We start from the raw sequence: 23,386 nt of genomic DNA on the forward strand, positions 1-23,386 counted from the left end.
GTGGGCCGGGCCTGGGCGGGGCGTGACGAGGGTCTCGGGTGGCCGTGCGGGCCGGGAAGATCCGGAGGCCGGTTCCGGGGTCGTGCCTGACGCCTTCGGGCGAGAGGAGGGCCGGTCGTGGACCGCGGCCCGCGGTCCGGCACGGAAGCGTGATCGTGCGCCGCGCGTCGTGCGTCGTGCGCGAATTCAAGACCGATGAAAAGCCGGGCAATTCACGGGGCGCGGACTGCGACGAGCAGCAGCGCGGCACTGGTGATGATCTTCGCGGTGCGCTGGAGCCCGATGGCCATCGACTCGACCGGGTCACCCGTGGCCTCCCACTCCTCGCGCACCCAGGAGAGCAGGAACACCTCGTAGTCCATGGCCAGGCCGAAGGCGATGGGGCGTGGTGGGCACCGGCGCCGCTGGCCGGCTGGTGGTCCCGCCACGGCTTCCGGGAGTCCGCGGCCGGGGAGCGTACGGTCCCTGCGCAGGGGCACGCCGGGCACGCCGGCCACGCAGTCGACGCGGCCGCCACCGCCGCCGACGCCACCGCCACCGCCGACGCGGCCCACGTCGCCGAGGCCGGGCGATGATCACTGCCGGCGTCTTGGCGCTGCCGCGGGCCGGCTGGGGGGCGGACGGCGTCCGGGCCGCGCTCTCGGAGGCCGCGCACGCGGGGCTCTTCGGCGTGGCGCTGGGGTGGGTACCGGCCCTGGCCGCCCTCGCCGTCACCCTGGGCGGGCCCGCGGCGCGTCCGTCACCGCGTTGAAGAAAGTTGCGCCGGGAGACTTTCGTTGCGGCGGGCGCGACTAAAGAGGGCAGCCGGGTGGCGGGGTGGTGTCTAGGGTCGGCCGGGTGGATGTGACGTCGAGGGTGCGTGCGGGATGGGACTGGGTGAAGGGGCCCGAGCCCTGGACCCGGCGGATGCTGGCGGGGGATCTCGCGCTGGCCGGGGTGCTGGTGCTGCTCGGGCTGGGGGTCGAGGAGCTCGACAAGGGCTCGGCGGCGCGGATGCTGGCCAGTGCCGTGGTCGTGGTGGTGCTGACCCTGCTGCGGCGGCGGCTTCCGGTGTTCACGCTGGTGGTCGGCTCGGCCGTGGGCGTCTACCTGCCCGGGGCCTTCCTCGTGGCGGTCCCGCTCGGCTGGTCGGCGGGGCGGCGCATCGTCGGCGTCGGACGGGCGCTCGGCGCCTTCACCGCGGCCTTCGCCCTGGCCGTCGCCCTCAGCGTGGTCAAGGAGTGGTCGCAGGGCCGCGCGGTGCTGATCGTCGTCTTCAGCGCGCTGATGTTCCTGGCCATGGTGGTCATGCCCGGTCTGGCCAGCCGCTACTGGTCCCAGCGCCATACGCTGCTGCGCGCCCTCCAGGAGCGCAACGCCCAGCTGCTGCGCGAGCGGGCGATGGTCGCGGGGCAGGCCCGGCTGCGCGAACGCCAGCGCATCGCCCAGGACATGCACGACAGCCTCGGCCACCAGCTCGCGCTGATCTCGGTGCACACCGGTGCGCTGGAGGTCGATCCGGTCCTGACCGACCGGCAGCGCGAGGCGGTGGGCGTCCTGCGCCAGGCCTCGGTCGCCGCCATGCACGAGCTGCGCGAAGTCGTCGGCATCCTCCGGGACGGGGTGGAGGCGCCGCTGCCGGTCGAAGAGGCGCAGCCCGCCGCGCGCGGGGTGGCGGGCATCGCCGGCATCGTGGAGTCGGCGCGGAGCGCGGGGACGGACGTGCGGCTCACCACGGCGGGGCAGCCCAGGCCGCTGGTCGCGGCGTGCGACCACGCGGCGTACCGGATCGCGCAGGAGGCGCTGACCAACGCCTACAAGCACGCGCCGGGCGCGCCCATCACGGTGGAACTGCGGTACGAGGACGACTCCCTGGTGGTGGAGATCGCCAACGGCCCGGCCGCCGGACCGGGCGCCGGTGAGGTGGTGTCCGGCGGGCAGGGCCTGACCGGGCTGCGCGAACGGGCCCGGCTGGTCGGCGGCATGGTCTACGCGGGGACCGCGGAGGGCGGCGGGTTCCGGGTGGCCGGGGTGCTCCCGTACGGGACCGAGCCGGCCGGGGCCGAGGAGGCCGGGGCGGGTGGGGTCGCCGACGACTTCGGACAGCAGCTGCAGGCCAGGACACTGAGCGCAACCGCCGCGCCGGTGGACTGGGACGCGATCGACCGGAAGCTGCTGAACGGGAGCGGCCGCGCCGGGGGCGTGACGCTGGGCTGTGGGATCGCCGTCGCGGCGGTGGTGGTGCTGCTGATCGTGATCGGGGCCGCGGTGGCGCTGCTGGTGGGCTCGGTGGGAGATGCGATGCTCGGCAAGGCCGAGTACGACGCCGTCCACGTGGGTGACTCGGAGGAAGCGGTACGTTCGCAACTGCCCAGCGGGGACAGCATCCTGACCGAGGGGCTCGACCGGAAGGGGCCGCCGCGTCCGAAGGGCGCGGCCTGTCTGGTCTTTCTGGCGGACGACGATTCCGACCTGGGCAGCGACAGCGTTTTCCGGTTCTGCTTCAAGGACGGCAAGCTCGTCGACAAGCAGGCGTACCAGGCCAAGCAGTAGGAGCAGGGGTGACAGCCAAGGTGATCCGCGTGGTGATCGCTGACGACGAACCGCTGATCCGGGCCGGGATCAGGATGATCCTGACCTCGGCGGCGGACATCGAGGTCGTCGCCGAGGCGGCGAACGGCCGGGAGGCGGTGGAACTGGCCCGGGCACACGGCCCGGACGTGGTGCTGCTGGACATCCAGATGCCGGTGATGGACGGGCTGACGGCGCTTGCCGAGCTCGGGCGGGCGGCGCCCGAGGTGCGGGCGCTGATCCTGACCACCTTCGGGGAGAAGGAGAACGTGCTGCGGGCGCTGAGCGGCGGCGGCGCGGGGTTCCTGCTGAAGGACTCGGCGCCCGGCGAACTCATCGGCGCCGTACGGGCGGCCGCGGCGGGGGACGCGTACCTGTCCCCGGCGGCGACCCGGCACGTGGTGGACCAGCTCGCCTCCGGCAGGACGGCCGGCCGCGACGAGGAAGCACGGCGCCGGGTGGCCGAACTGAGCGAGCGCGAGCGCGGGGTACTGGCGTTGCTCGGGGAGGGGCTGTCGAACGCGGACGCGGGGCGGCGGCTGCACATGAGCGAGGCCACGGTGAAGACGTACGTGAGCCGGATCCTGGCGAAACTGGAATGCGAGAACCGGGTGCAGGCGGCCCTGCTGGCCAGGGACGCCGGGCTCTAGGTACGGTCGGGCCGAAATCCGATGGCGATCAGGGGGCGGGGCGCATGACGGCGGTAGCGCAGGAGCGTGGCGTGGGACCGGAGCCGAAGGTACGGATCCCGGTGGTCGAGGGGTTCGCTCCGCGGTACTCCGCGGGGTCGGCGGCGCGGGCCGCCGGTTCGCCCGCCGGCTCTCCCCGGGAGGCGGGCAAGGCGCTGCGGACGCGCGTGCCCCGGGCGGCACACGCGCGGTTCGAGGCCCCGGCCGACCGGCCGGACGCGGTGCGGGCGGTGGAGGAGTCCAACGTCGGGCGGGTCGCCGAGCTCACGCCGATACGGGTCGGCCGGATGGCCGCCACCCCCTTCGCCTTCCTGCGCGGGGCGGCCGGGCTGATGGCCCACGACCTCTCCGGCGGTCCCGTGACCGGGATCGGCGCGCAGATCTGCGGGGACGCCCACGCGGCCAACTTCGGCCTGTACGGGGACGCACGCGGCCGGCTGGTCATCGACCTCAACGACTTCGACGAGACCGTCTTCGGCCCGTGGGAGTGGGACCTCAAGCGGCTGGCCACCTCGCTGGTCCTGGCCGGCCGGGTGGCCGGTGCGGACGAGGCCACCTGCCGGGCGGCCGCGCACGACGCGGCGGGCGCCTACCGGCGCACGATGCGCCTGCTCGCCAAACTGCCGGCCCTCGACGCGTGGAACGCCATCGCGGACGAGGAACTGGTCTCCCACACCGACGCCCGTGACCTGCTGGGCACCCTGGAACGGGTCTCGGAGAAGGCCCGCAACAACACCTCCGCCCGGTTCGCCGCCAAGTCCACCGAGCCCACGCCCGACGGGGGCCGGGCCTTCGTGGACGCGCTGCCCGTGCTGCGCCGGGTCGGCGACGGGGAGGCGGCGGCCGTGGCGGCCGCGCTGGGCCCGTACCTGGAGACCCTGCAGGGCGACCGGCTGCCGCTGCTGGCCCGGTACGCGATCCACGACGTGGCCTTCCGGGTGGTGGGCACGGGCAGCGTCGGTACCCGCTCGTACGTGGTGCTGCTGCTCGACCACCGGGGTGAGGCGCTGGTCCTCCAGGTGAAGGAGGCCCGGCCCTCGGCGCTGCTGCCGCACCTGCCCGGGCTCGGCTTCGTGTCCCCGCCGGAGGAGCACGAGGGCCGCCGGGTGGTGGCCGGGCAGAAGCGGATGCAGGTGGTCTCCGACATCCTGCTGGGCTGGACGACGGTGGAGGGGCGGCCCTTCCAGGTCCGCCAGTTCCGCAACCGCAAGGGCAGTGTGGACCCCGCGGCGCTGGCCGCCGACCAGTTCGACGACTACGGGCGGATGACCGGAGCCCTGCTGGCGCGGGCCCACGCGCACAGCGCGGATCCGCGGCTGCTGTCCGGGTACTGCGGCAAGAGCGACGAGCTCGACGAGGCCATCGCCGGCTTCGCCGTGGCCTACGCCGACCGGAGCGAGGCCGACCACGCGGTACTGGTGGCGGCGGTGCGGTCGGGGCGGATCGCGGCGACAACGGGAGTCTGAGCAGCCGGGGTCTGAGCGGCTGGGCCCCGGGATCCGAGCCCGCAGCCGGGATGTTTCACGTGAAACCGGTGGATGTTTCACGTGAAACACCCGGGCCCCAGGGCCGTAGGCTGGCCGGGTGAGCGAGCAGACAGTTCCCGAAGCGTCCGAGCCCGGCTCCGGCGAAGGCCCCGGCCCCGCTGCCGACGAGCGGCCCGAGGCGCGCCTGGAGCGCGCCGTGCGGGCCGCCGAGCAGGCGCTGATCGAGTTCGAGATCGCGGTCGAGACCTTCCGGGTGGAGGTGGAGAACTTCTCCCGCCTCCACCACCAGAAGCTCGGACCGATGTACTCGCGCCTCGACGAGCTGGACGCCCTGATCGCCGAGGCGAAGGCGGCGAGGACCGGCGACCCGGAGGACCTGCGCCGGGCGCGCGATGCCCGCTCGCTGGTGATGCCGATGCCCGGGGTGGACGAGCTGTTCCACGACTGGCTGGCCTCGGAGGGGATGTCCGACGACGCCTCCGCGATGCTCACGGACCGCGCGGTGCGGCCGCCGGAGCGGGTGCGCCCCTCGGAGGAGGTGCGCCGCCTCTACCGCGAGCTGGTCCGCCAGGCGCATCCCGACCTCGCCCAGGACGAGGCCGAGCGCGAGCGGCGCGGTGAGTTCATCGCGCGGGTCAACGCCGCCTACGGGCGCGGCGAGGAGCAGGCGCTGCGCGAGCTGGCGCAGGAGTGGGCGGCGGGCCCGGCGCCGGCCGAGCCGCGACTGAGCGAGAGCGAGGAGCTGTACGAGCGCCTGGAGTGGCTCTCGCGCCGCAAGGAGCTGCTGTCGGTCGTGGCCCGGGACCTGGAGGAGAGCGCGATCGGGTCGATGCTGCGGATGGCCCCGGAGGACCCGGACCGGCTGCTGGAGGAGATCGCCGAGCAGCTGCTCGGCGACGTCGAGAAGCGCGAGGCGGAGCTGGCGGCACTCGCCGCCGAGTGAGGCCGCGGCCCGGACCCGCGGCTGGGGCCCGAGGCTGGGACCCGAGGCTGGGGCCGCGGCGGACGGGCCGGCCGGGCGGGTCGGATAGGTTGGCTCAGCTATCCGTGACGAGAGAAGGCGACAGACATGAACTCCGGACCGCTTCCCTCGGTGGCCGCCTCCGCACTGCCCTCCGAAGCCTTTGTCCTCGACGTTCGCGAGAACGACGAATGGGCGGCCGGCCATGCCGAGGGTGCGCTGCACATCCCGATGAGCGAGTTCGTGGCGCGCATCGGTGAGCTGACCGAGAAGATCGAGGACGAGCGCCCGGTCTACGTGATGTGCCGGGTCGGCGGGCGCTCCGCCCAGGTGGCCCAGTACCTGCGGGGCCGGGACATCGACGCCGTGAACGTGGTCGGCGGCATGCAGGACTGGGAGGCCGCGGGCCGTCCGGTCGTCACCGACGCGGGCGCCCCGGGCTTCGTCGTCTGAGACGGCGGCCCAGTGACGGGCTAGGCGAGGGGGTGGGCGGCCAGCAGGTCGCCCAGCGCCTCCTCGTGGGCCGCGGCCGGGCCGAGCTGGAGCTCCAGCTGCTTGGCCCAGGCGTGGTAGCGGTGCAGCGGGTAGTCGGTGTCGGCCCCGAAGCCGCCGTGCAGGTGCTGTGCGGTCTGCACGACGCGGCGTACGCCCTCGGAGGCCCAGATCTTGGCCACGGCCACATCACCGGCGCTCGGCAGCGGTCCGCCCGCTCCGCCCGTGGAGGCGTCGAGCCGCCAGGCGGCCTGCCAGAGGGTGACCTCCATGGCGCGCAGGTCGATGTAGCGGTCGGCGGCCTGGACGGCGACGGCCTGGAAGCTGGCCACCGGGAAGCCGAACTGCTCGCGCTTGCTCGTGTACTGGCTGGTCATGGTGAGCACGTTCTCGCCGAGGCCGAGCGCGAGCGCACAGGTCCCCGTGGCCAGCAGCTGGCGCAGGTGGTCCCAGGCGCCGGGAGCGTCGATCAGGTGCGCGGCCGGGACCCGTACGCCGTCGAGGGTGAGCTCGGCGAGCCGCTCCCCGCTGGTGGAGTACTGCTCCGCGAGGGAGAGGCCCTCCGCGCCCCGGGGGACGAACGCGAGGACCGCCTCGCCCTCCCCGGTGTGGGCCGGTACGGCGGTCCAGTCGGCGCCGTGCGCCCAGGCGACGGCCGTCTGGAGGCCCTCCAGGACCCAGGTGCCCCCGTCCCGCCGTGCGGTGACGGCCAGTTCGGCCGGGTCGTGGCCGCTGCGGCCGTGCGCGGCGACGGTGAGGACGACGCTGCCGCGCCCGGCGCCGGGCAGCAGGGCGCCGGCCAGCTCGGGGCTGCCGTGGGCCTGGACGGCCATGGCGGTGGCGCAGTGCTCCAACAGCGGCACCCGTGCCAGCACCCTCGCTGCCTCGCGCAGGACCAGGCACAGGGCGATCGCGTCGAGTCCCGAGCCGCCGTGCTCCTGGTTGAGGACCAGGCTCAGCAGGTCGGAGTCGGCGAGCTTGGCCCACAGCTCGCGGTCGAACTCCTCGGCCACCGCCCTCGGCGTGAGTGCGGGGCTGGGCACGCCGTCGGGGGCCACGTCCGCGAACACGGCCTTGGCCGCCTCGACGGCGGCCTGCTGCTCCTCGGTGAAGGTGAAGTCCACTGCCTGTCCTCCCGCGTGCCCGGATCGCGCTCTGCCTGACGATGCGCCTGACGGTGCGTCAAGATAGAACACGTTCCTGAAATTGGACAGGGGCAGCGCGGGGGGCCCGTCAGCGGTCGAAGTCGATCTCCACGTCCTCGGACACCGGGTGCGACTGGCAGGCCAGCACGAACCCGGCCTCCGTCTCGGTCTCCTCCAGGGCGAAATTGCGGTCCATCCGCACCTCACCCGTCACCAGGAACGCCCGGCAGGTGCCGCACACCCCGCCCTTGCAGGCGTACGGAGCGTCCGCGCGAGCCCGGAGCACCGCGTCGAGCAGGGACTCGCCGTCGCGCACGGGCCAGGTGCCCGAGCGGCCGTCGAGCCGCGCGGTGACCCGGCCGCGCGTGGTGTCGGCCGAAGCGGTGCGGACGGGCGGGGCGGTGTCCTCCACGTGGAAGACCTCCTCGTGGACCCGGGTGCGGAGCACGCCGAGCGAGCCCAGCGCCTTCTCCGCGCCCGTCACCAGACCGTACGGCCCGCACAGGAACCAGCCCGTCACCTCGGCGACCGGCAGCAGGGCGGGCAGCAGCTCCGTCAGCCGCTCCTCGCCGAGCCGGCCCGAGGGCAGCCCGGCCTCCTGCTCCTCCCGGGACAGCACGGTGACGAGCTGGAACCGGTCGGGATAGCGGTCCTTGAGGTCGGCGACCTCCTCCAGGAACATCGTCGAGGCCGCGCTGCGGTCGCTGCGCACCAGGCAGAACCGGGCGTCGGGGCGGGCGGCGAGGAGGGTTGCGGCGATCGACAGCACCGGGGTGATGCCACTGCCGCCGACGATCGCGGCGTAGTGCGCGGCGGGCGGCGCCGCCGCGGGGTCCAGGACGAACCGGCCGGCCGGGACCATCACGTCCAGGACGTCCCCGGCGGCGATCTCCTTGTGGGCGAAGGAGGAGAACTCCCCGCCCTCCACCAGCCGCACCCCGACCCGCAGCGCGCCGGGGCCGGGCCCGTCCGCGGCCGGGGCGGGGGAGCAGATCGAGTAGGTGCGCCGCACTTCGGCGGTCCCGGCCGCAGCGGAGCCGCCGCGGCGCAGGGTGAGGTGCTGACCGGGGGCGTGCCGGTACTCGGCGCGCAGCTCCGGCGGGACGGCCAGGGTCAGGGCCACGGAGTCCTCGGTGAGCCGGTCGACCGCCGTCACCGTCAAGGTGTGGAACGCGCCGTGGCGGGCGGGGCGCGCCGACGCGGCGGACGCCGGGCCGGCAGGCGACACCGGCGTGGGCGACGGCGGTGACACGGCCATCTACAGCTCCTTGAAGTGGTCGAACGGTTCACGGCAGGCGGTGCAGCGGCGCAGCGCCTTGCATGCGGTGGAGGAGAACCGGCTGAGCAGCTCGGTGTCGGTCGATCCGCAGTTCGGGCAGCGGACGGACAGGGTGAGCGGAACCGGTCCGCCGGCGGCGTGCGGCCGCGGCGGGGCGATGCCGAACTCGGCCAGTTTGCGGCGGCCTTCGGCGCTGATGTCGTCGGTGGACCAGGCGGGGGCCAGCACGGTCCGCACCCGGACCTCCGGTATGCCGTGGTCGGTCAGGACCCGCTCGATGTCGGCGGACATGGCCTCGATGGCCGGGCAGCCGGTGTAGGTGGGGGTCAGGGTGACCTCCACGTGGCCGTCCTCGTGCATCCGCACCCCGCGCATCACGCCGAGCTCGGCGAGGGTGAGCACGGGCAGTTCGGGGTCGGGGACGGAGCCGGCCAGCGCGGCCAGCTCCTCCTCCAGCCGGGTCCTGTCGGTGCCGGTGCCGGTAGCGGCGACGCCGGCACTGGTGCCGGTCACCACGATGCCCCCGGGTGGCTGCGGTGCAGGTGCTGCATCTCCGCGAGCAGGCGGCCGAACGACTCGGTGTGCAGTCCCTGCCGGCCGGCTCCCGCGGCCCAGGCGCCGTGCCGCGGCCCCTGGGGCAGCTCCAGTCCGGCCCGCTCCAGTACGCCGCCCAGCGCGGCCAGCCAACGGCCTTCCAGCGCGGCCCAGTCGATCCCGTCGATCCCGTCGAGCCCGTCCACCGGCCGGAACATCTCCCCGGTGTACTTCCACAGCCCGTCCAGGCCGGTCCGCATCCGGCGCCGGCTCTCCTCGGTGCCGTCGCCGAGCCGCAGCGTCCACTGCTCGGCGTGGTCGCGGTGGTAGGCGGTCTCCTTGACCGCCTTGGCGGCGAGCGGCGCGAACGGGCCGTCGCCGAGCGCCAGTTCCCCGTAGAGCTCGTGCTGGTAGAGCGAGAAGTAGAGCTGGCGCGCGATGGTGTGGGCGAAGTCGCCGTTCGGCTGCTCGACCAGCTGGAGGTTGCGGAAGGACCGCTCCTCGCGGAGGTACGCCAGCTCGTCCTCGTCGCCGGCCGTCGACAGCAGGACGCGGGCCTGGCCGAGCAGGTCGAGGGCGATGTTGGCGAGCGCGACCTCCTCCTCCAGGACGGGCGCGTGGCCCGCCCACTCGGCGAGGCGGTGCGAAAGGATCAGCGCGTCGTCGCCGAGGGCCAGGGCCGCCGCCACGGCGGCCGTCCCCGATGCGGTGCTCGTCTCGGTGCTTGCCTCGGTGCTCGTCACAGGTGCTGCACCCCCTCGGGGATCTCGTAGAAGGTCGGGTGCCGGTACGGCTTGTCGGCGGACGGGGCGAAGAACGGGTCCCGCTCGTCCGGGGAGGAGGCGGTGATCTCCGTGGAGGGCACCACCCAGATGGAGATGCCCTCGCCGCGCCGGGTGTAGAGATCGCGGGCGTTGCGCAGGGCCATCTCCGCGTCGGGGGCGTGCAGGCTGCCCGCGTGCGTGTGCGAGAGGCCGCGCCGCGAGCGGACGAACACCTCCCACAGGGGCCAGTTCTGCGTCATACCCGAGCCTCGCTTCCGATTGCCGCCGCGGCGGCCGTGGCCGCCGCCTGCTTCTCCGCGTACGCCGCGGCCGCGTCGCGCACCCAGGCGCCTTCCTCGTGCGCCGCGCGGCGCTGTCCGATCCGTTCTTCGTTGCACGGGCCGTTGCCCTTGAGGACCTCCCAGAACTCCGTCCAGTCGATGGCTCCGAAGTCGTGGTGCCCGCGCTCCTCGTTCCACTTCAGGTCCGGGTCGGGCAGGGTCAGCCCCAGCGACTCGGCCTGCGGGACGGCGATGTCCACGAAGCGCTGGCGCAGGTCGTCGTTGGTGTGGCGCTTGATCCGCCAGGCCATCGACTGCGCCGAGTGCGCCGACTCGCCGTCCGGCGGGCCGAACATCATCAGCGAGGGCCACCACCAGCGGTCGACGGCGTCCTGCGCCATCGCGTGCTGGGCCTCGGTGCCCCGGGAGAGGGCGAGGAGCAGCTCGTACCCCTGGCGCTGGTGGAAGGACTCCTCCTTGCAGATCCGGACCATGGCCCGCGCGTACGGCCCGTAGGAGCAGCGGCAGATCGGGACCTGGTTGGTGATCGCCGCGCCGTCCACGAGCCAGCCGATCGCGCCGACGTCGGCCCAGGTCAGCGTGGGGTAGTTGAAGATCGAGGAGTACTTCTGCTTCCCGGCGTGGAGCTTGTCGAGGAGCTCGTCGCGGCTGGTGCCCAGCGTCTCGGCGGCGCTGTACAGGTACAGACCGTGGCCGGCCTCGTCCTGCACCTTCGCCATCAGGATCGCCTTGCGGCGCAGGGAGGGCGCGCGGGTGATCCAGTTCGCCTCGGGCTGCATGCCGATGATCTCGGAGTGGGCGTGCTGGGCCATCTGGCGGACCAGGGAGGCGCGGTACTCGTCGGGCATCCAGTCGCGCGGCTCCACCCGCTCGTCGGCCGCCACGGCTGCGTCGAAGGCCGCCGCGAGCTGCGCGCCGAGATCGGCGGTCACGCCGATCCCCGCGTCCTGACCTGCGTCCCGTCCCTCCGTCCCCGATGTCGCTGCCGGGGTCACTGCCACCATCACGGCCCCCTGTCAGAGGTCATTTCCCGCCTCGTCCCGCCCGACCGACCGATCGTTCGGTTCATCCTCTTCAATGGTGGGACGAGGGCCCGTAGGGTGTCAACCTCTGTGGTCAACCCTGTGGACACCGGATGATCGGGGCGGGATGGTTTCGAACGAGCGCGAGCCCCTCGAAGGAGCGGCTCCACCCCCGTCCAGGGCGCCCGGAATCGCCGGTCTGTCCACCCCGTACCGGGTCGTCACGGCCCTCGCGCTCGGTGTGGTGGCGGTGGCGGCCTGCGGGCACCTGGCCCTCGTCTTCCTGCACGTGGCCCCGTCCAACACGGTCAGCAAGCAGCACGCGCGCATGATCGACGGCTGGATCTATCCCGAGTTCGAACAGAACTGGAAGCTCTTCGCCCCCAACCCGCTCCAGCAGAACATCGCGGTGGAGGTGCGCGCGGAGGTGCGGACGGAGGACGGCCTGCTGGTGACCGGCAACTGGCGCGGGCTCTCCGCCGAGGACGGCGCGGCCATCCGCCACAGCCTGCTGCCGAGCCACACCGAGCAGAACGAGCTCCGCCGGGCCTGGGACTTCTTCACCACCTCCCACGACGAGGACAACAAGTCCACCGGCGAGCGCGGCGACCTCTCCGAGCAGTACCTGCGCCGGATCGCCCTGGACCGGCTGGACCCGCGCACACCGGCCGACACGTCCGTGGGCAAGGGCGGGCACTTGGCAGAGGGCCGGATCGTACGGATCCAGCTGCGCGGGGCGACGACGGAGGTCCGCGCGCCCCAGTGGTCCGACGAGAAGGCCGACACCCAGACGTACTACCGGGAGCTGCCGTGGTGGACGGTGTGAAGGAGTCCGGTGTGAAGGGGCTCAAGGTCTCCGCCGGCCGGGCGCTCGCGCGGGTCAGCGGGCAGGCGCTGGGGCCCTACCAGAGCGCCGTGGTCCGCATCGGCTTCGCGGGCACCTGGCTCTTCTTCCTGCTGCGCGAGTTCCCGCACCGCCACGAGCTGTACGGGCCGGACGGACCGTGGAGCTGGGAGCTGGCGCTGCGGCTGATCGACACGAACCGCGCCTTCACGGTGCTGATGTGGTCGGACTCGGCGCTCTGGTTCGAGATCGTCTACGCCGTGGCCGTGCTGTCGTCCGCCCTGCTGATGCTGGGCTGGCGCACCCGGGCGACCTCCGTGGTGTTCATGGTCGGCGTGCTGTCCCTGCAGAACCGCAGCGTCTTCATGGGCGACGGCGGGGACAACGTCATCCACCTGATGGCGATCTACCTCGTGCTGACCCGGTGCGCGCAGGTGTGGTCGCTGGACGCCCGCCGCGCCCGCCGCCTCGGCGCGGCCACGGCCGGGCGGGCGGGGCCGGTGCTGTGGGGCGTGCTCGGCGCGGTGTTCGCGTACGGGGCGGTGACCGGGCGGTTCAGCACCGGCTGGCTGGTGGTCTTCACCTCCCTGTGGGTGCTCGCCGCGCTGTGGTGGATGGTCGACCGCTACGAGCCGGAAGGGGAGGGTCGGGCGGTCCTCGACGTCCTGGCCAACCTGCTGCACAACGCCGGCATGCTGGTGATCATGGTGGAGGTCTGCCTGATCTACGCGACGGCCGGGTGGTACAAGATCCAGGGTTCGCGGTGGCAGGACGGCACGGCGCTGTACTACCCGCTGAACCTGGACTACTTCACCCCGTGGCCCGGGGTCTCGGCCTTCCTCGCGAGCAGCGGCACGCTGGTCATGCTGCTGTCCTACGGGACGGTCGCGGTCCAGGTGGCCTTTCCGTTCACGGTGTTCAACCGGCGGATCAAGAACGTGCTGCTGGTGTTGATGATGCTGGAGCACGCCGGGATCGCGGTGCTGCTGGGTCTGCCGTTCTTCTCGTTGGCGATGATCGCCGCCGACGCGGTGTTTTTGCCGACCGGGTTTCTGGTCTGGGTCGGGGGGCGGGTCGCTGCGCGGGGGTCCGTTCCGGACCTGGAGCCGGGTCCGGAGTCGTACGCGGATCCCGAGCCTGCGCTTCCCAGCCCCGTCCCGCGCTGAGGCCGGGCCCTGCGGGGCTTGTCCCCTACCCGCCCTTCCACCGTTCCCCGGGCGCTGCCCGGACCCGGTCCTCAAACGCCGGACGGGCTGAAAGGGTGCCGGGCTGCGCCCGGACCCCCCTGGGGCTCCGCCCCAGACCCCGGTCCTCAAACGCCGGAGGGGCTGGAAATGGCCGGCGGGGCTGGGTTCGGCCGGGGGACCGTAAGGTCGGCGGTATGAGTGAGCAGCACGGGAACGCCAGGGACACCGAGCGGGACTGGCGGGAGGCCGCCGTGCGGGAGGACCTCGTGCTTCTCGACGGGTTTCATGCGCTGAAGCACGCCCTGCGCTTCGGGGCGGACGTGCGCATCGCCGTCGCCGACGATCCGGAAGCCGTACGGGGCCTCGCGCACGAGCTGGCCGGGGACGTCGAGGCGGACGTCGCCCGGCTGGTGCGGCGGGCGCCGCTCAAGGGGCTGCTGGCGCGGGTGCACCCCACCGGGGTGGCGGCCCTCGCGGTCCGGCCCGGCCGGGCCGAGGGGCGGGCCCGGCTCGACGCACGGCCCAGGACGGCCCCGATCGTGCTCCTCGACAATCCCCGCAACCTGGGCAACGTGGGCGCCGTCGTCCGGCTCGCCGCCGGCTTCGGCGCCACCGGCGTGCTCACCCGCGGTGACCTCGACCCCTGGCACCCCAACGTGGTCCGGGCCGGGGCGGGCCTGCACTACGCCACCACCGTGGACCGGGTGGAGATCGACGCGCTACCGCCCGGCCCGCTGTACGCCCTCGACCCGGAGGGCGAGGACATCCGCGCCCTCACCCTCCCGGACGAGGCCCTGCTCGCCTTCGGCTCGGAACGCCACGGCATCTCGCCCGAGCTGCGCGCCCGCGCCGATCACCTGGTGTCCCTGCCGATGCGCCCGCAGGTCTCCAGCTACAACCTGGCCACCAGCGTGGCCATGACCCTCTTCCACTGGGGCGGGCCGAAGCCCTAGAACGTCAGCCCTGGCGGCGGACCTCCACCACGCGGAAGCGGTTCGACACGAACGCCCCGTCGCACAGCGCGGCGTTCGCCGCCGGGTTGCCTCCGGAGCCGTGGAAGTCGGAGAAGGCCGCGGTCTGGTTCACATAGACCCCGCCCGTCAGGTTCAGCGAGAGCTGCGCCGACTCCTCCAGGCAGACCTCCTCGATGGCCCGCTCGGTGTCCGCGGACGTGGTGTACGCCCCGACCGTCATGGCGCCCTTCTCACGGACGGTGCGCCGCAGCAGTTCGAGGGCGTCCGCCGTGGAGTCGACCGCCACCGCGAAGGAGACCGGGCCGAAGCACTCGGAGAGGTAGGGGGCGGAGTCGTCCGGCTTGGCCGAGTCCAGCTTGACCATCACCGGGGTGCGCACGACCGCGCCCGGGAACTCCGGGTTCGTCACCTCGCGCGAGGCCAGCGCGACCTCGCCGAGCCCGGCCGCGGCCTCCAGGCGGGCCTTGACGTCCGGGTTGACCAGCGCGCCGAGCAGGGCGTTGGCCCGCACGTCGTCGCCGAGCAGGCCGCCGACCGCGCCCGCGAGGTCGGAGACGACCTCGTCGTAGGACTTGTGCCCGGCGTCGGTCTCGATGCCGTCGCGCGGGATCAGCAGGTTCTGCGGGGTGGTGCACATCTGGCCGCTGTAGAGGGAGAGGGAGAACGCCAGGTTGGACAGCATCCCCTTGTAGTTGTCGGTGGAGTCCAGGACGACGGTGTTGACGCCGGCCTTCTCCGTGTAGACCTGCGCCTGGCGGGCGTTGGCCTCCAGCCAGTCGCCGAACTCGGTGGACCCGGTGTAGTCGATGACCTTGATCTCGGGGCGGACGGCGAGCTCCTTGGCGATGCCCTCGCCCGGGCGCTCCACGGCCAGCGCGACCAGGTTCGGGTCGAAGCCGGCGTCGCCGAGGACCTCGCGGGCCACCTGGACGGTCAGCGCCAGCGGGAGCACGGCGCGCGGGTGCGGCTTGACCAGCACGGGGTTGCCCGTGGCCAGGGAGGCGAAGATGCCCGGGTAGCCGTTCCAGGTGGGGAAGGTATTGCAGCCGATCATCAGGGAGATGCCGCGCGGGACGGCCGTGAAGGTCTTGCCCAGTTCGAGGGGGTCCTTCTTGCCCTGCGGCTTCGACCAGTCGGCCTGCCCGGGGACGCGGGTCTGCTCCTCGTAGGCGTAGGCCACGGCTTCCAGGCCGCGGTCCTGTGCGTGCGGGCCGCCCGCCTGGAACGCCATCATGAAGGCCTGGCCGCTGGTGTGCATGACGGCGTGCGCGAACTCGTGCGTCCGCGCCGAGATCCGGGCCAGGATCTCGATGCAGACCAGGGCGCGCGCCTCGGGTCCCGCGTCCCGCCAGGCGCCCATGCCGGCCCGCATCGCGGGCAGCAGCACCTCCGGGTCCACGTGCGGGTACTCGACGCCGAGCTCCAGGCCGTAGGGGGAGGTCTCCGAGCCCGTCCAGCCGTCGGTGCCGGGCTGCCCGAGGTCGAGCCGGGTGCCGCGCAGCGCCTCGAAGGCGGCCAGGCCGTCGGCCGGCGCGGTCTCCCCGTACGCCTTGGGGTGCTCGGGGTGCGGGGACCAGTAGGCGCGGCTGCGGATCGTGGCCAGCGCCTGGTCCAGGGTGGGCCGGTGCTTGGCGGACAGCTGGGGGACGGTGAGCTCGGCGGCCATCAGGGACCAACTCCTCTTTGAGCCGGGCGGGATCAGGCGATCGGGGCAGGCAAGAAGGGATGAACAAGAGCAGACTGGAGTTAGAGTAACCGAACGATCGGTCGGGACAAGAGGGCCCGGCAGACCTGTGGACAAGTCGGTGCGGGAGGATCTGGGCATGACAGCAATCGAGCGGTCCCGCACAGTGGCGGTCGTCGGCGCCGGCACCATGGGGCAGGGCATCGCCCAAGTCGCCCTTCTCGCAGGTCACCGCGTGCTGATCTACGACATCAACGCCCCGCTCGCCGCCGACGCGGTCGGATTCGTCCAGGACCGCGTCGAGCGGATGGCCGCCAAGGGCCGGCTGGACCGCGCCGAGGCCGAGGACGCGATCGGCCGGATCGCATCGGCGGCCGCGCTGGCGGAGCTGGCCGGCGCGGCCCTCGTGGTGGAGGCGGTCGTCGAGGACGTCACCGTCAAGCGGGCACTGTTCGCGGCGCTCGAAGAGGTGGTTTCACCGGAGGCGCTGCTGGCCACCAACACCTCCTCCCTCTCGGTCACCGAGCTCGCCGCCGGACTCGTGCACCCCGGCCGCTTCCTGGGCCTGCACTTCTTCAACCCGGCCCCGCTGCTCCCGCTGGTCGAGGTGGTCTCCGGGTTCGCGACGGACCCGGCCGCCGCGAGCCGCGCGTACGCCACCGTCCTGGGCTGGGGGAAGACGCCGGTGCGCTGCGCCGACACCCCGGGCTTCATCGTCAACCGGATCGCCCGGCCCTTCTACGCCGAGGCCTTCGCGGTGTACGAGGAGCAGGGCGCCGACCCGGCGACCATCGACGCCGTGCTCCGCGAGAGCGGCGGCTTCAAGATGGGCCCCTTCGCGCTGACCGACCTGATCGGCCAGGACGTCAACGAGGCCGTCACCCGCTCGGTGTGGGAGTCCTTCTTCCGCAGTCCCAAGTTCACCCCTTCCCTGGCGCAGCGCCGCCTCGTCCAGTCGGGTCGCCTCGGCCGCAAGTCGGGCCACGGCTGGTACCCCTACGGCCCGGACGCGAAGGCCCCGGCCCCGCACACCGCCGGCCCCGAGGACGCGCCCGCGAAGGTGACCGTCGTCGGCGACCTCGGACCGGCCGCCGGCCTCCTCGACCTCCTGGAGGAGGCCGGGATCGAGGTCACGGCCGTCGAGCACGGGGGCCCGTACATCCAGCTCCCCGGCGAGGGGCAGCTCGTGCTCGCCGACGGCAAGACGGCGATCGAGTTCGCCGACGTCGTCTACTTCGACCTCGCCTTCGACTACCACGGTGCCACCCGGATCGCGCTCTCCGTCAGCGAGGACACCAGCGAGCGGACGCTCGCCGAGGCCGTCGGACTGTTCCAGAAGCTCGGCAAGAAGGTCTCCGTCATCGGCGACGTCCCGGGCATGATCGTCGCCCGGACGGTCGCGATGCTGATCGACCTCACCGCCGACGCCGTCGCGCGCGGGGTGGCGGGCGCGCAGGACATCGACACGGCGATGCGGCTCGGGGTCAACTACCCGGCGGGCCCCGCCGAATGGCACGACCGGCTCGGCCGCGACTGGGCGTACGACCTGCTGCACCACCTCGACGAGCGCTGCCCCGGCGGCCGGTACGCGCCGTCGCTGGCGCTGTACAAGCTGGGCTACGCGGCGGGCGAGGGCGAGGACGAGGGCACGGACGACGAGGGCGCGGACGACGACGAGGCGGGGGAGACGGAATGACCACGGCCAAGCGGGACACGTACACGCCCGAGACGCTCCTGTCCGTCGCCGTCCAGGTCTTCAACGAGCGCGGCTACGACGGCACGTCGATGGAGCACCTCTCCAAGGCGGCCGGCATCTCGAAGTCCTCGATCTACCACCACGTCGCCGGCAAGGAGGAACTGCTCCACCGCGCCGTCAGCCGGGCCCTGGACGAGCTCTTCACGGTCCTGGCGGAGCCGGGGGCGATACGCGGCCGCGCGGTCGAACGCGTCGAGTACGTCACGCGCCGCACGGTCGAGGTCCTCGTCGCCGAGCTCCCCTACGTGACCCTGCTGCTGCGGGTCCGGGGCAACACCCGCACCGAGCGCTGGGCCCTGGAGCGCCGCCGCGAGTTCGACCACCAGGTCGCGGAGCTGCTGAAGGCCGCCGCCGCCGAGGGCGACCTGCGCGCGGACGTGGACATCCGGCTGGCCACCCGCCTGCTCTTCGGCATGGTCAACTCCCTGGTCGAGTGGTACCGCCCGCACCCGGGCACGACCCCCGACCAGCTCGCGGACGCCGTGGTCAGCATGGCCCTGGACGGCCTGCGCACGCAGCGCTGAGGGCCCGCGGGGCGGATCAGGGGTGCGGGTCAGGGGTGCGGGTCAGCGCGGGCGCCCCCGGTACAGGTCGCGGAGCAGGGCGATCTCGGCCCCGTGATGCAGCAGCTCCTGGTTGACCCACCACACGACGTCGACGAAGGCGTCCTCCGGATCGCTGCCGTGGGGATAACTGGAGTACCCGATCGTGTCCAGCGCGCCGTCGTCCACGGTGAGCAGTGCCGTGCGCCAGGCCGCGGCGGCCGCGTCGAAGGCGGCGACCGCCTCCACGGCGCCGCCCGGCACCGGGTGGACGTCCCGGGTCAGCGAGCGGCTGCCGGCCACGTGGTCGGCGCGCAGGGCGATCATCTCGCCGAGGTGGCTGAGCCGCCACGCGATCGTGGTGACCGGCGGCGGCCAGGGGTGCGGGTAGGCCGCGGCGTCGCGCCCCCAGGGGCCCGCGCCCGCCAGCAGGGTCGCGCGCGGCCCGGGTCCGGCCGCGCGGGTGCGCACGGACCAGCAGTCCGCCACCGGCTCCCAGAAGTACTCCTCGTCGGTCATCGGGCCGACCTCGGTGTCCGAACCGTCCCCGCTGTCCATGACGGGCCCCGCCATCCGGGCCGTGAGGCGTTCGCGGGCGAAGTCGAACTGGTCGAGCAGGGGGACCAGGCGGGGTGGGATCACGGGTGCTCTCCGGTGGTGGACGGTTCGCCCCGCAGGGGGGCGCATCGCGGTGACGTGTCAGGCTGCCATGGGCGGCCACCGCGGCGCTCCCCGGTTTCAGGTGCGGGCCGCCCGGACTTCAGTCCTCGGTGATCGTGGGGCCGGCGCTCTGGTCGCGGGCCAGCAGATCCGTTTCCTCGAAGACCAGCAGGGTGCGCGTGGAGAGGACCTCCGGGATGGACTGGAGGCGGGTCAGGACCAGCTCGCGCAGGGTGCGGTTGTCCGGGGTGTGGACCAGGAGCAGGACGTCGAAATCGCCGCTGACCAGGGCGATGTGGGCGGCGCCGGGGAGTTCGCGGAGCTGTTCGCGGACCGTGCGCCAGGAGTTCTGGACGATCTTCAGGGTGATGTAGGCGGAGGCGCCCTGCCCTGCGCGTTCGTGGTTGACGCGGGCGGTGAAGCCGCGGATCACCCCGTCGTCGATGAGCCGGTTGATCCGGGCGTAGGCATTGGCCCGGGACACGTGGACCTGCTCGGCGACGGAGCGTATCGAGGCGCGGCCGTCCGCCTGGAGCAGCCGCACGATCGACCGGTCGATCGGGTCCAGCGGGCGGGGCGGCGCCGGCGGCGCCGGCGGCCCGGGGGCTACCGGCGGTACGGGTGCGCCCCCGAGTGCCCCCCCTGCTCCGGAACCCGTCGCCGACCCCGCCGCCGAACCTGCCGCCGAACCGGCTCCGGCCATTTGTTCATCCGTCATCGCCCGATGCCTGCCTCTCCTGGACGTCCTGCATCCATACCAGGGCGTCGACGCCACTTTGTCCACAGCCTGGCGCCGCCTGTAGCCAAATTGCCCGGACAACCGAACAATCGGTAGGTGAGGGGCCTCACACCCGGGGTACTCCCTGCCCGCTTCCCACGAGGAGGTGTACGCCGCCATGACGGTCCAAGAGCTGCCCGGTGCCGGTGCGTCCCACCGCTCCACCCCGCCGCCCGCCTGGAGGCCCCGTACGGATGCCGCCCCGCTGCTCCCGGACCCCGAGCCGTACCGGGTGCTGGGCACCCCGGCCGCCGACCGGCTCGACCCCGAGCTGATGCGCCGGTGCTACGCCGAGCTGGTGCGCGGCCGCCGCTACAACGCCCAGGCCACCGCCCTCACCAAGCAGGGCCGTCTGGCCGTATACCCCTCCACCGTCGGCCAGGAGGCGTGCGAGATCGCCGCCGCGATGGTCCTGGAGGAGCAGGACTGGCTCTTCCCGAGCTACCGCGACACCCTCGCGGCCGTGGCGCGCGGACTGGATCCCGTACAGGCCCTGACGCTGCTGCGCGGCGACTGGCACACCGGGTACGACCCGCGCGAGCACCGGATAGCCCCGCTCTCGACTCCCCTCGCCACCCAGCTGCCGCACGCGGTCGGCCTGGCGCACGCCGCCCGGCTGCGCGGTGACGACGTGGTCGCCCTCGCCATGGTCGGCGACGGCGGCACCAGCGAGGGCGATTTCCACGAGGCCATGAACTTCGCCGCCGTCTGGCAGGCGCCGGTCGTCTTCCTCGTGCAGAACAACGGCTTCGCGATCTCCGTCCCGCTGGCCAAGCAGACCGCCGCCCCGACCCTGGCCCACAAGGCCGTGGGGTACGGGATGCCTGGCCGCCTCGTCGACGGCAACGACATCGCCGCCATGCACGAGGTGCTGTCCGAGGCGGTCCGGCGGGCCCGGTCCGGCGGTGGACCGACCATGATCGAGGCCGTCACGTACCGGATCGAGGCCCACACGAACGCCGACGACGCGACCCGCTACCGGGGCGACGCCGAGGTCGAGGCCTGGAAGGCGCACGACCCCATCGAGCTGCTGGAGCGCGAGCTGACCGCGCGCGGACTGCTGGACGAGGCGGGCATCAAGGCCGCCAAGGACGCGGCCGAGGAGATGGCGGCGGCGCTCCGCGACGGGATGAACGCGGAGCCCGTGCTCGACCCGATGGACCTCTTCGAACACGTCTACGCGGAGCAGACCGGCCGGCTGCGCGAACAGGCGGCCATGCTCCGTGCCGAGCTGGACGCGGCCGAGCAGGAAGAGGGGGACGGATCATGACCACGGTGGCGGTGAAGCCTGCGACCACGAAGCCGGCGACCATGGCCCAGGCCCTGAACCGGGCCATGCGCGACGCGATGGCCGAGGACCCGACCGTCCACGTCATGGGCGAGGACGTCGGGGCGCTCGGCGGGGTCTTCCGCATCACGGACGGCCTCGCGAAGGAGTTCGGCGAGGACCGCTGTACGGACACCCCGCTCGCCGAGGCGGGAATCCTCGGTGCGGCCGTCGGCATGGCCATGTACGGGCTGCGGCCGGTCGTGGAGATGCAGTTCGACGCCTTCGCGTACCCGGCCTTCGAGCAGCTGATCTCGCACGTGGCGAAGATGCGCAACCGCACGCGGGGCGCGATGCCGCTGCCGATCACCATCCGGGTGCCGTACGGCGGCGGGATCGGCGGGGTGGAGCACCACTGCGACTCCTCCGAGGCGTACTACGTGGCCACGCCCGGCCTGCACGTGGTGACCCCGGCGACCGTCGAGGACGCCTACGGGCTGCTGCGCGCCTCGATAGCCAGCGACGACCCGGTGATCTTCCTGGAGCCGAAGCGGCTGTACTGGTCCAAGGCCGACTGGTCGCCCGAGGCGCCCGCGGCGGTCCCCGGGATCGGCACGGCGCTCGTCCGGCGGACCGGCACCAGCGCGACGCTGATCACCTACGGGCCCTCCCTGCCGGTGTGCCTGGAGGCGGCCGAGGCGGCCCGCGAGGAGGGCTGGGACCTGGAGGTCGTGGACCTGCGGTCGCTGGTCCCCTTCGACGAGGAGACCGTCGTGGCCTCCGTACGCCGGACCGGGCGCGCGGTGGTGGTCCACGAGTCCGGCGGCTTCGGCGGACCGGGCGCGGAGATCGCCGCCCGGGTCACGGAGCGGTGTTTCCACCACCTGGAGGCGCCCGTGCTGCGCGTCACCGGCTTCGACATCCCGTATCCGCCGCCGATGCTGGAGAAGCACCACCTGCCCGGCGTGGACCGGATCCTGGACACCGTGGCCCGTCTGCAGTGGGAGAACTGATGCCGCAGGTCATGGAGTTCAAGCTGCCGGACCTGGGAGAAGGGCTCACCGAGGCGGAGATCGTCCGCTGGCTGGTGGCCGTCGGTGACGTCGTCGCCATCGACCAGCCCGTCGTCGAGGTCGAGACGGCCAAGGCGATGGTGGAGGTGCCCTGCCCGTACGGGGGCGTGGTCACCGCCCGCTTCGGCGAGGAGGGGACCGAACTGCCCGTCGGCGCCCCGCTGATCACGGTGGCGGTGGGTGTGGAGTGCGGGCCGGCCGATGCCGTCGCCCCCGAGGGGGCCGCGGACTCCGCGAACGCGCCCCGGCCCTTGATCGGTTACGGCTCGGACCACTCGCGCCCGGCGCGTCGGCGACGGGTGCGACCCGTCACCGCCGCGGTGTCGGCGTCGGGGGCTCCGGCTGTGCCGGTGGTTCCGGTGGCTCCGGTGGTTCCGGTCGTGCCGGTGGTTCCGGGCGGGCCCGTGCCGGTGATCTCGCCGCTCGTGCGGAAGCTGGCGCGGGACGGCGGGGTCGACCTGCGCGGGCTGTCGGGGTCGGGGCCGGACGGGCTGATCCTGCGGGCGGACGTCGAGGCGGCGTTGGCGGCCCTGCGTGCGGTGCCGGCTGCCGCGGTTCCGGTGGCGGCTCCGGCCGCTCCGGCCGCGCGGGCGGCTCAGGGTGACCGTGTGCCGCTCAAGGGTGTGCGGGGCGCGGTCGCGGACAAGCTGTCGCGCAGCCGGCGCGAGATCCCGGACGCCACCTGCTGGGTCGACGCGGACGCCACCGAGCTGATGGCGGCCCGGGCCGCGATGAACGCCGCGGGCGGCCCCAAGATCTCGGTGCTCGCGCTGCTCGCCCGGATCTGCACGGCGGCCCTGGCCCGCCACCCGGAGCTCAACTCCACGGTGGATCTGGCGGCGAACGAGATCGTCCGGCTCCCGGCCGTGCACCTGGGCTTCGCCGCGCAGACGGAGCGGGGGCTGATGGTCCCGGTGGTCCGGGACGCGCAGGCGCGGAGCGCGGAGTCGCTGTCGGCCGAGTTCGCCCGGCTCACGGAGCTGGCCCGGGCGGGCAAGCTGGCGCCGGCCGACCTCACCGGCGGCACCTTCACCCTGAACAACTACGGGGTGTTCGGGGTCGACGGCTCCACGCCGATCATCAACCACCCCGAGGCGGCGATGCTCGGTGTGGGTCGGATCATCCCGAAGCCGTGGGTGCATCGGGGGGAGCTGGCGGTTCGGCAGGTCGTCCAGCTGTCGCTGACCTTCGATCACCGGGTGTGTGATGGCGGGACCGCGGGTGGGTTCCTGCGGTACGTCGCCGACTGCGTCGAGTCGCCTTCGGTGCTGCTGCGCAGCGTGTAGCTCCGCGGGTGGGGCGGGGGCGGGTGTGGGTGGTCTGCCCTGCGGGGCGGAGCCCCCTACCCGCCCTTCGCCCATCCCCCAGACTCCGTCCGGGGGGACCCCCAGCCGGG

At 73.4% G+C, this 23,386-nt stretch carries 24 protein-coding genes; 14 read left to right on the forward strand and 10 right to left on the reverse strand.

The genetic code is table 11. The features are described 5' to 3' along the window. Positions 1–212: 212 nt before the first annotated feature. Positions 213–554 (reverse strand): MMPL family transporter, encoded by a 342-nt coding sequence (locus AC3IYI_RS20830; RefSeq protein ID WP_489405185.1) that lies wholly within the window; start codon positions 552–554, stop codon positions 213–215. Between the two features lie 17 nt (positions 555–571). On the opposite strand from AC3IYI_RS20830, the gene AC3IYI_RS20835 reads away from it, so the two are divergent. The 6 genes from AC3IYI_RS20835 (at position 572) to AC3IYI_RS20860 (ending at position 6,140) form a co-directional block, all read left to right on the forward strand. Continuing rightward, entirely contained in the window at positions 572–751 is a 180-nt protein-coding gene (locus tag AC3IYI_RS20835) for a hypothetical protein (RefSeq protein WP_489405186.1), read from the forward strand. An 86-nt stretch (positions 752–837) separates the two neighbouring features. After that, complete coding sequence (locus tag AC3IYI_RS20840; RefSeq protein WP_489405187.1) at positions 838–2,532, forward strand: sensor histidine kinase; 1,695 nt, start codon at positions 838–840, stop codon at positions 2,530–2,532. Positions 2,533–2,552: 20 nt separating this feature from the next. Continuing rightward, positions 2,553–3,200 carry a response regulator gene (locus AC3IYI_RS20845; protein ID WP_489411603.1) on the forward strand — a complete coding sequence of 216 codons (648 nt, stop codon included), beginning with the start codon at positions 2,553–2,555 and terminating at the stop codon, positions 3,198–3,200. A 44-nt stretch (positions 3,201–3,244) separates the two neighbouring features. Continuing rightward, a complete protein-coding gene (locus AC3IYI_RS20850; protein WP_489405188.1) occupies positions 3,245–4,705 on the forward strand; it encodes a DUF2252 domain-containing protein in 1,461 nt (486 codons plus the stop codon). 118 nt (positions 4,706–4,823) lie between these two features. Continuing rightward, on the forward strand, positions 4,824–5,669 hold the full coding sequence (locus tag AC3IYI_RS20855) for a J domain-containing protein (protein ID WP_489405189.1): 846 nt from the start codon (positions 4,824–4,826) through the stop codon (positions 5,667–5,669). A 126-nt stretch (positions 5,670–5,795) separates the two neighbouring features. After that, positions 5,796–6,140 carry a rhodanese-like domain-containing protein gene (locus AC3IYI_RS20860; protein ID WP_489405190.1) on the forward strand — a complete coding sequence of 115 codons (345 nt, stop codon included), beginning with the start codon at positions 5,796–5,798 and terminating at the stop codon, positions 6,138–6,140. 20 nt (positions 6,141–6,160) lie between these two features. Here the strand turns inward: AC3IYI_RS20860 and AC3IYI_RS20865 are convergent, their stop codons facing one another. The 6 genes from AC3IYI_RS20865 to paaA all read right to left on the reverse strand — a co-directional run bounded on the left by AC3IYI_RS20865 (position 6,161) and on the right by paaA (position 11,207). Then, positions 6,161–7,303 (reverse strand): acyl-CoA dehydrogenase family protein, encoded by a 1,143-nt coding sequence (locus tag AC3IYI_RS20865; RefSeq protein WP_489405191.1) that lies wholly within the window; start codon positions 7,301–7,303, stop codon positions 6,161–6,163. Between the two features lie 109 nt (positions 7,304–7,412). Further along, positions 7,413–8,582: a 2Fe-2S iron-sulfur cluster-binding protein gene (locus tag AC3IYI_RS20870; protein WP_489405192.1), complete on the reverse strand. Its 1,170-nt coding sequence runs from the start codon at positions 8,580–8,582 to the stop codon at positions 7,413–7,415. After that, complete coding sequence (gene paaD / locus AC3IYI_RS20875) at positions 8,583–9,116, reverse strand: 1,2-phenylacetyl-CoA epoxidase subunit PaaD (protein ID WP_489405193.1); 534 nt, start codon at positions 9,114–9,116, stop codon at positions 8,583–8,585. Beyond that, positions 9,113–9,880: a 1,2-phenylacetyl-CoA epoxidase subunit PaaC gene (gene paaC, locus AC3IYI_RS20880; protein WP_489405194.1), complete on the reverse strand. Its 768-nt coding sequence runs from the start codon at positions 9,878–9,880 to the stop codon at positions 9,113–9,115. The genes paaD and paaC overlap by 4 nt, the downstream gene beginning before the upstream one ends. Next, entirely contained in the window at positions 9,877–10,161 is a 285-nt protein-coding gene (paaB, locus tag AC3IYI_RS20885; protein WP_243331024.1) for a 1,2-phenylacetyl-CoA epoxidase subunit PaaB, read from the reverse strand. Before paaB ends, paaC begins: the two co-directional genes overlap by 4 nt. Next, entirely contained in the window at positions 10,158–11,207 is a 1,050-nt protein-coding gene (gene paaA / locus AC3IYI_RS20890) for a 1,2-phenylacetyl-CoA epoxidase subunit PaaA (RefSeq protein WP_489405195.1), read from the reverse strand. Before paaA ends, paaB begins: the two co-directional genes overlap by 4 nt. A gap of 145 nt (positions 11,208–11,352) precedes the next feature. Here paaA and AC3IYI_RS20895 point away from each other — a divergent pair, with 145 nt between their 5' ends. The 3 genes from AC3IYI_RS20895 (at position 11,353) to AC3IYI_RS20905 (ending at position 14,209) form a co-directional block, all read left to right on the forward strand. After that, positions 11,353–12,051 carry a DUF5819 family protein gene (locus AC3IYI_RS20895; RefSeq protein ID WP_489405196.1) on the forward strand — a complete coding sequence of 233 codons (699 nt, stop codon included), beginning with the start codon at positions 11,353–11,355 and terminating at the stop codon, positions 12,049–12,051. A gap of 11 nt (positions 12,052–12,062) precedes the next feature. After that, positions 12,063–13,235, forward strand: coding sequence for an HTTM domain-containing protein (locus tag AC3IYI_RS20900; RefSeq protein WP_489405197.1), 1,173 nt, complete (start codon positions 12,063–12,065; stop codon positions 13,233–13,235). A 215-nt stretch (positions 13,236–13,450) separates the two neighbouring features. Beyond that, a complete protein-coding gene (locus AC3IYI_RS20905) occupies positions 13,451–14,209 on the forward strand; it encodes a TrmH family RNA methyltransferase (protein WP_489405198.1) in 759 nt (252 codons plus the stop codon). Between the two features lie 4 nt (positions 14,210–14,213). On the opposite strand, the gene paaN is transcribed toward AC3IYI_RS20905, so the two are convergent. Beyond that, a complete protein-coding gene (gene paaN / locus AC3IYI_RS20910) occupies positions 14,214–15,896 on the reverse strand; it encodes a phenylacetic acid degradation protein PaaN (protein ID WP_489405199.1) in 1,683 nt (560 codons plus the stop codon). 157 nt (positions 15,897–16,053) lie between these two features. Between paaN and AC3IYI_RS20915 the strand changes: the two genes are divergently transcribed. Then, positions 16,054–17,610 (forward strand): 3-hydroxyacyl-CoA dehydrogenase, encoded by a 1,557-nt coding sequence (locus tag AC3IYI_RS20915; RefSeq protein WP_489405200.1) that lies wholly within the window; start codon positions 16,054–16,056, stop codon positions 17,608–17,610. Next, entirely contained in the window at positions 17,607–18,194 is a 588-nt protein-coding gene (locus AC3IYI_RS20920) for a TetR/AcrR family transcriptional regulator (protein WP_489405201.1), read from the forward strand. The genes AC3IYI_RS20915 and AC3IYI_RS20920 overlap by 4 nt, the downstream gene beginning before the upstream one ends. Before the next feature lie 42 nt (positions 18,195–18,236). Here AC3IYI_RS20920 and AC3IYI_RS20925 read toward each other — a convergent pair whose 3' ends face one another. Both AC3IYI_RS20925 and AC3IYI_RS20930 read right to left on the reverse strand, forming a co-directional pair. After that, positions 18,237–18,854 (reverse strand): DinB family protein, encoded by a 618-nt coding sequence (locus tag AC3IYI_RS20925; RefSeq protein ID WP_489405202.1) that lies wholly within the window; start codon positions 18,852–18,854, stop codon positions 18,237–18,239. A gap of 118 nt (positions 18,855–18,972) precedes the next feature. Further along, complete coding sequence (locus AC3IYI_RS20930; RefSeq protein ID WP_489405203.1) at positions 18,973–19,590, reverse strand: Lrp/AsnC family transcriptional regulator; 618 nt, start codon at positions 19,588–19,590, stop codon at positions 18,973–18,975. 178 nt (positions 19,591–19,768) lie between these two features. On the opposite strand from AC3IYI_RS20930, the gene pdhA reads away from it, so the two are divergent. Genes pdhA through AC3IYI_RS20945 form a run of 3 tightly spaced genes read left to right on the forward strand, consistent with a single transcriptional unit; the run spans position 19,769 to position 23,276 of the window. Next, on the forward strand, positions 19,769–20,920 hold the full coding sequence (pdhA, locus tag AC3IYI_RS20935; RefSeq protein ID WP_489405204.1) for a pyruvate dehydrogenase (acetyl-transferring) E1 component subunit alpha: 1,152 nt from the start codon (positions 19,769–19,771) through the stop codon (positions 20,918–20,920). Beyond that, positions 20,917–21,930 carry an alpha-ketoacid dehydrogenase subunit beta gene (locus tag AC3IYI_RS20940; protein WP_489405205.1) on the forward strand — a complete coding sequence of 338 codons (1,014 nt, stop codon included), beginning with the start codon at positions 20,917–20,919 and terminating at the stop codon, positions 21,928–21,930. The genes pdhA and AC3IYI_RS20940 overlap by 4 nt, the downstream gene beginning before the upstream one ends. Then, positions 21,930–23,276 (forward strand): dihydrolipoamide acetyltransferase family protein, encoded by a 1,347-nt coding sequence (locus AC3IYI_RS20945; protein WP_489405206.1) that lies wholly within the window; start codon positions 21,930–21,932, stop codon positions 23,274–23,276. Before AC3IYI_RS20940 ends, AC3IYI_RS20945 begins: the two co-directional genes overlap by 1 nt. The last annotated feature ends 110 nt before the right edge of the window (positions 23,277–23,386 follow it).

This window comes from Streptomyces sp. GL_148 (assembly GCF_057834205.1).

What these genes read in the sequence shown, in the direction of transcription:
- AC3IYI_RS20915 (WP_489405200.1), top strand. Translation starts at nt 16,054, where the DNA reads ATGACAGCAATCGAGCGGTCCCGCACAGTGGCGGTCGTCGGCGCCGGC.
- pdhA (WP_489405204.1), top strand. Translation starts at nt 19,769, where the DNA reads ATGACGGTCCAAGAGCTGCCCGGTGCCGGTGCGTCCCACCGCTCCACC.
- AC3IYI_RS20850 (WP_489405188.1), top strand. Translation starts at nt 3,245, where the DNA reads ATGACGGCGGTAGCGCAGGAGCGTGGCGTGGGACCGGAGCCGAAGGTA.
- paaB (WP_243331024.1), bottom strand. Translation starts at nt 10,161, where the DNA reads ATGACGCAGAACTGGCCCCTGTGGGAGGTGTTCGTCCGCTCGCGGCGC.
- AC3IYI_RS20895 (WP_489405196.1), top strand. Translation starts at nt 11,353, where the DNA reads ATGGTTTCGAACGAGCGCGAGCCCCTCGAAGGAGCGGCTCCACCCCCG.
- AC3IYI_RS20860 (WP_489405190.1), top strand. Translation starts at nt 5,796, where the DNA reads ATGAACTCCGGACCGCTTCCCTCGGTGGCCGCCTCCGCACTGCCCTCC.
- AC3IYI_RS20945 (WP_489405206.1), top strand. Translation starts at nt 21,930, where the DNA reads ATGCCGCAGGTCATGGAGTTCAAGCTGCCGGACCTGGGAGAAGGGCTC.
- AC3IYI_RS20905 (WP_489405198.1), top strand. Translation starts at nt 13,451, where the DNA reads ATGAGTGAGCAGCACGGGAACGCCAGGGACACCGAGCGGGACTGGCGG.
- AC3IYI_RS20870 (WP_489405192.1), bottom strand. Translation starts at nt 8,582, where the DNA reads ATGGCCGTGTCACCGCCGTCGCCCACGCCGGTGTCGCCTGCCGGCCCG.
- AC3IYI_RS20920 (WP_489405201.1), top strand. Translation starts at nt 17,607, where the DNA reads ATGACCACGGCCAAGCGGGACACGTACACGCCCGAGACGCTCCTGTCC.
- paaN (WP_489405199.1), bottom strand. Translation starts at nt 15,896, where the DNA reads ATGGCCGCCGAGCTCACCGTCCCCCAGCTGTCCGCCAAGCACCGGCCC.
- paaA (WP_489405195.1), bottom strand. Translation starts at nt 11,207, where the DNA reads ATGGTGGCAGTGACCCCGGCAGCGACATCGGGGACGGAGGGACGGGAC.
- AC3IYI_RS20930 (WP_489405203.1), bottom strand. Translation starts at nt 19,590, where the DNA reads ATGACGGATGAACAAATGGCCGGAGCCGGTTCGGCGGCAGGTTCGGCG.
- AC3IYI_RS20940 (WP_489405205.1), top strand. Translation starts at nt 20,917, where the DNA reads ATGACCACGGTGGCGGTGAAGCCTGCGACCACGAAGCCGGCGACCATG.
- AC3IYI_RS20835 (WP_489405186.1), top strand. Translation starts at nt 572, where the DNA reads ATGATCACTGCCGGCGTCTTGGCGCTGCCGCGGGCCGGCTGGGGGGCG.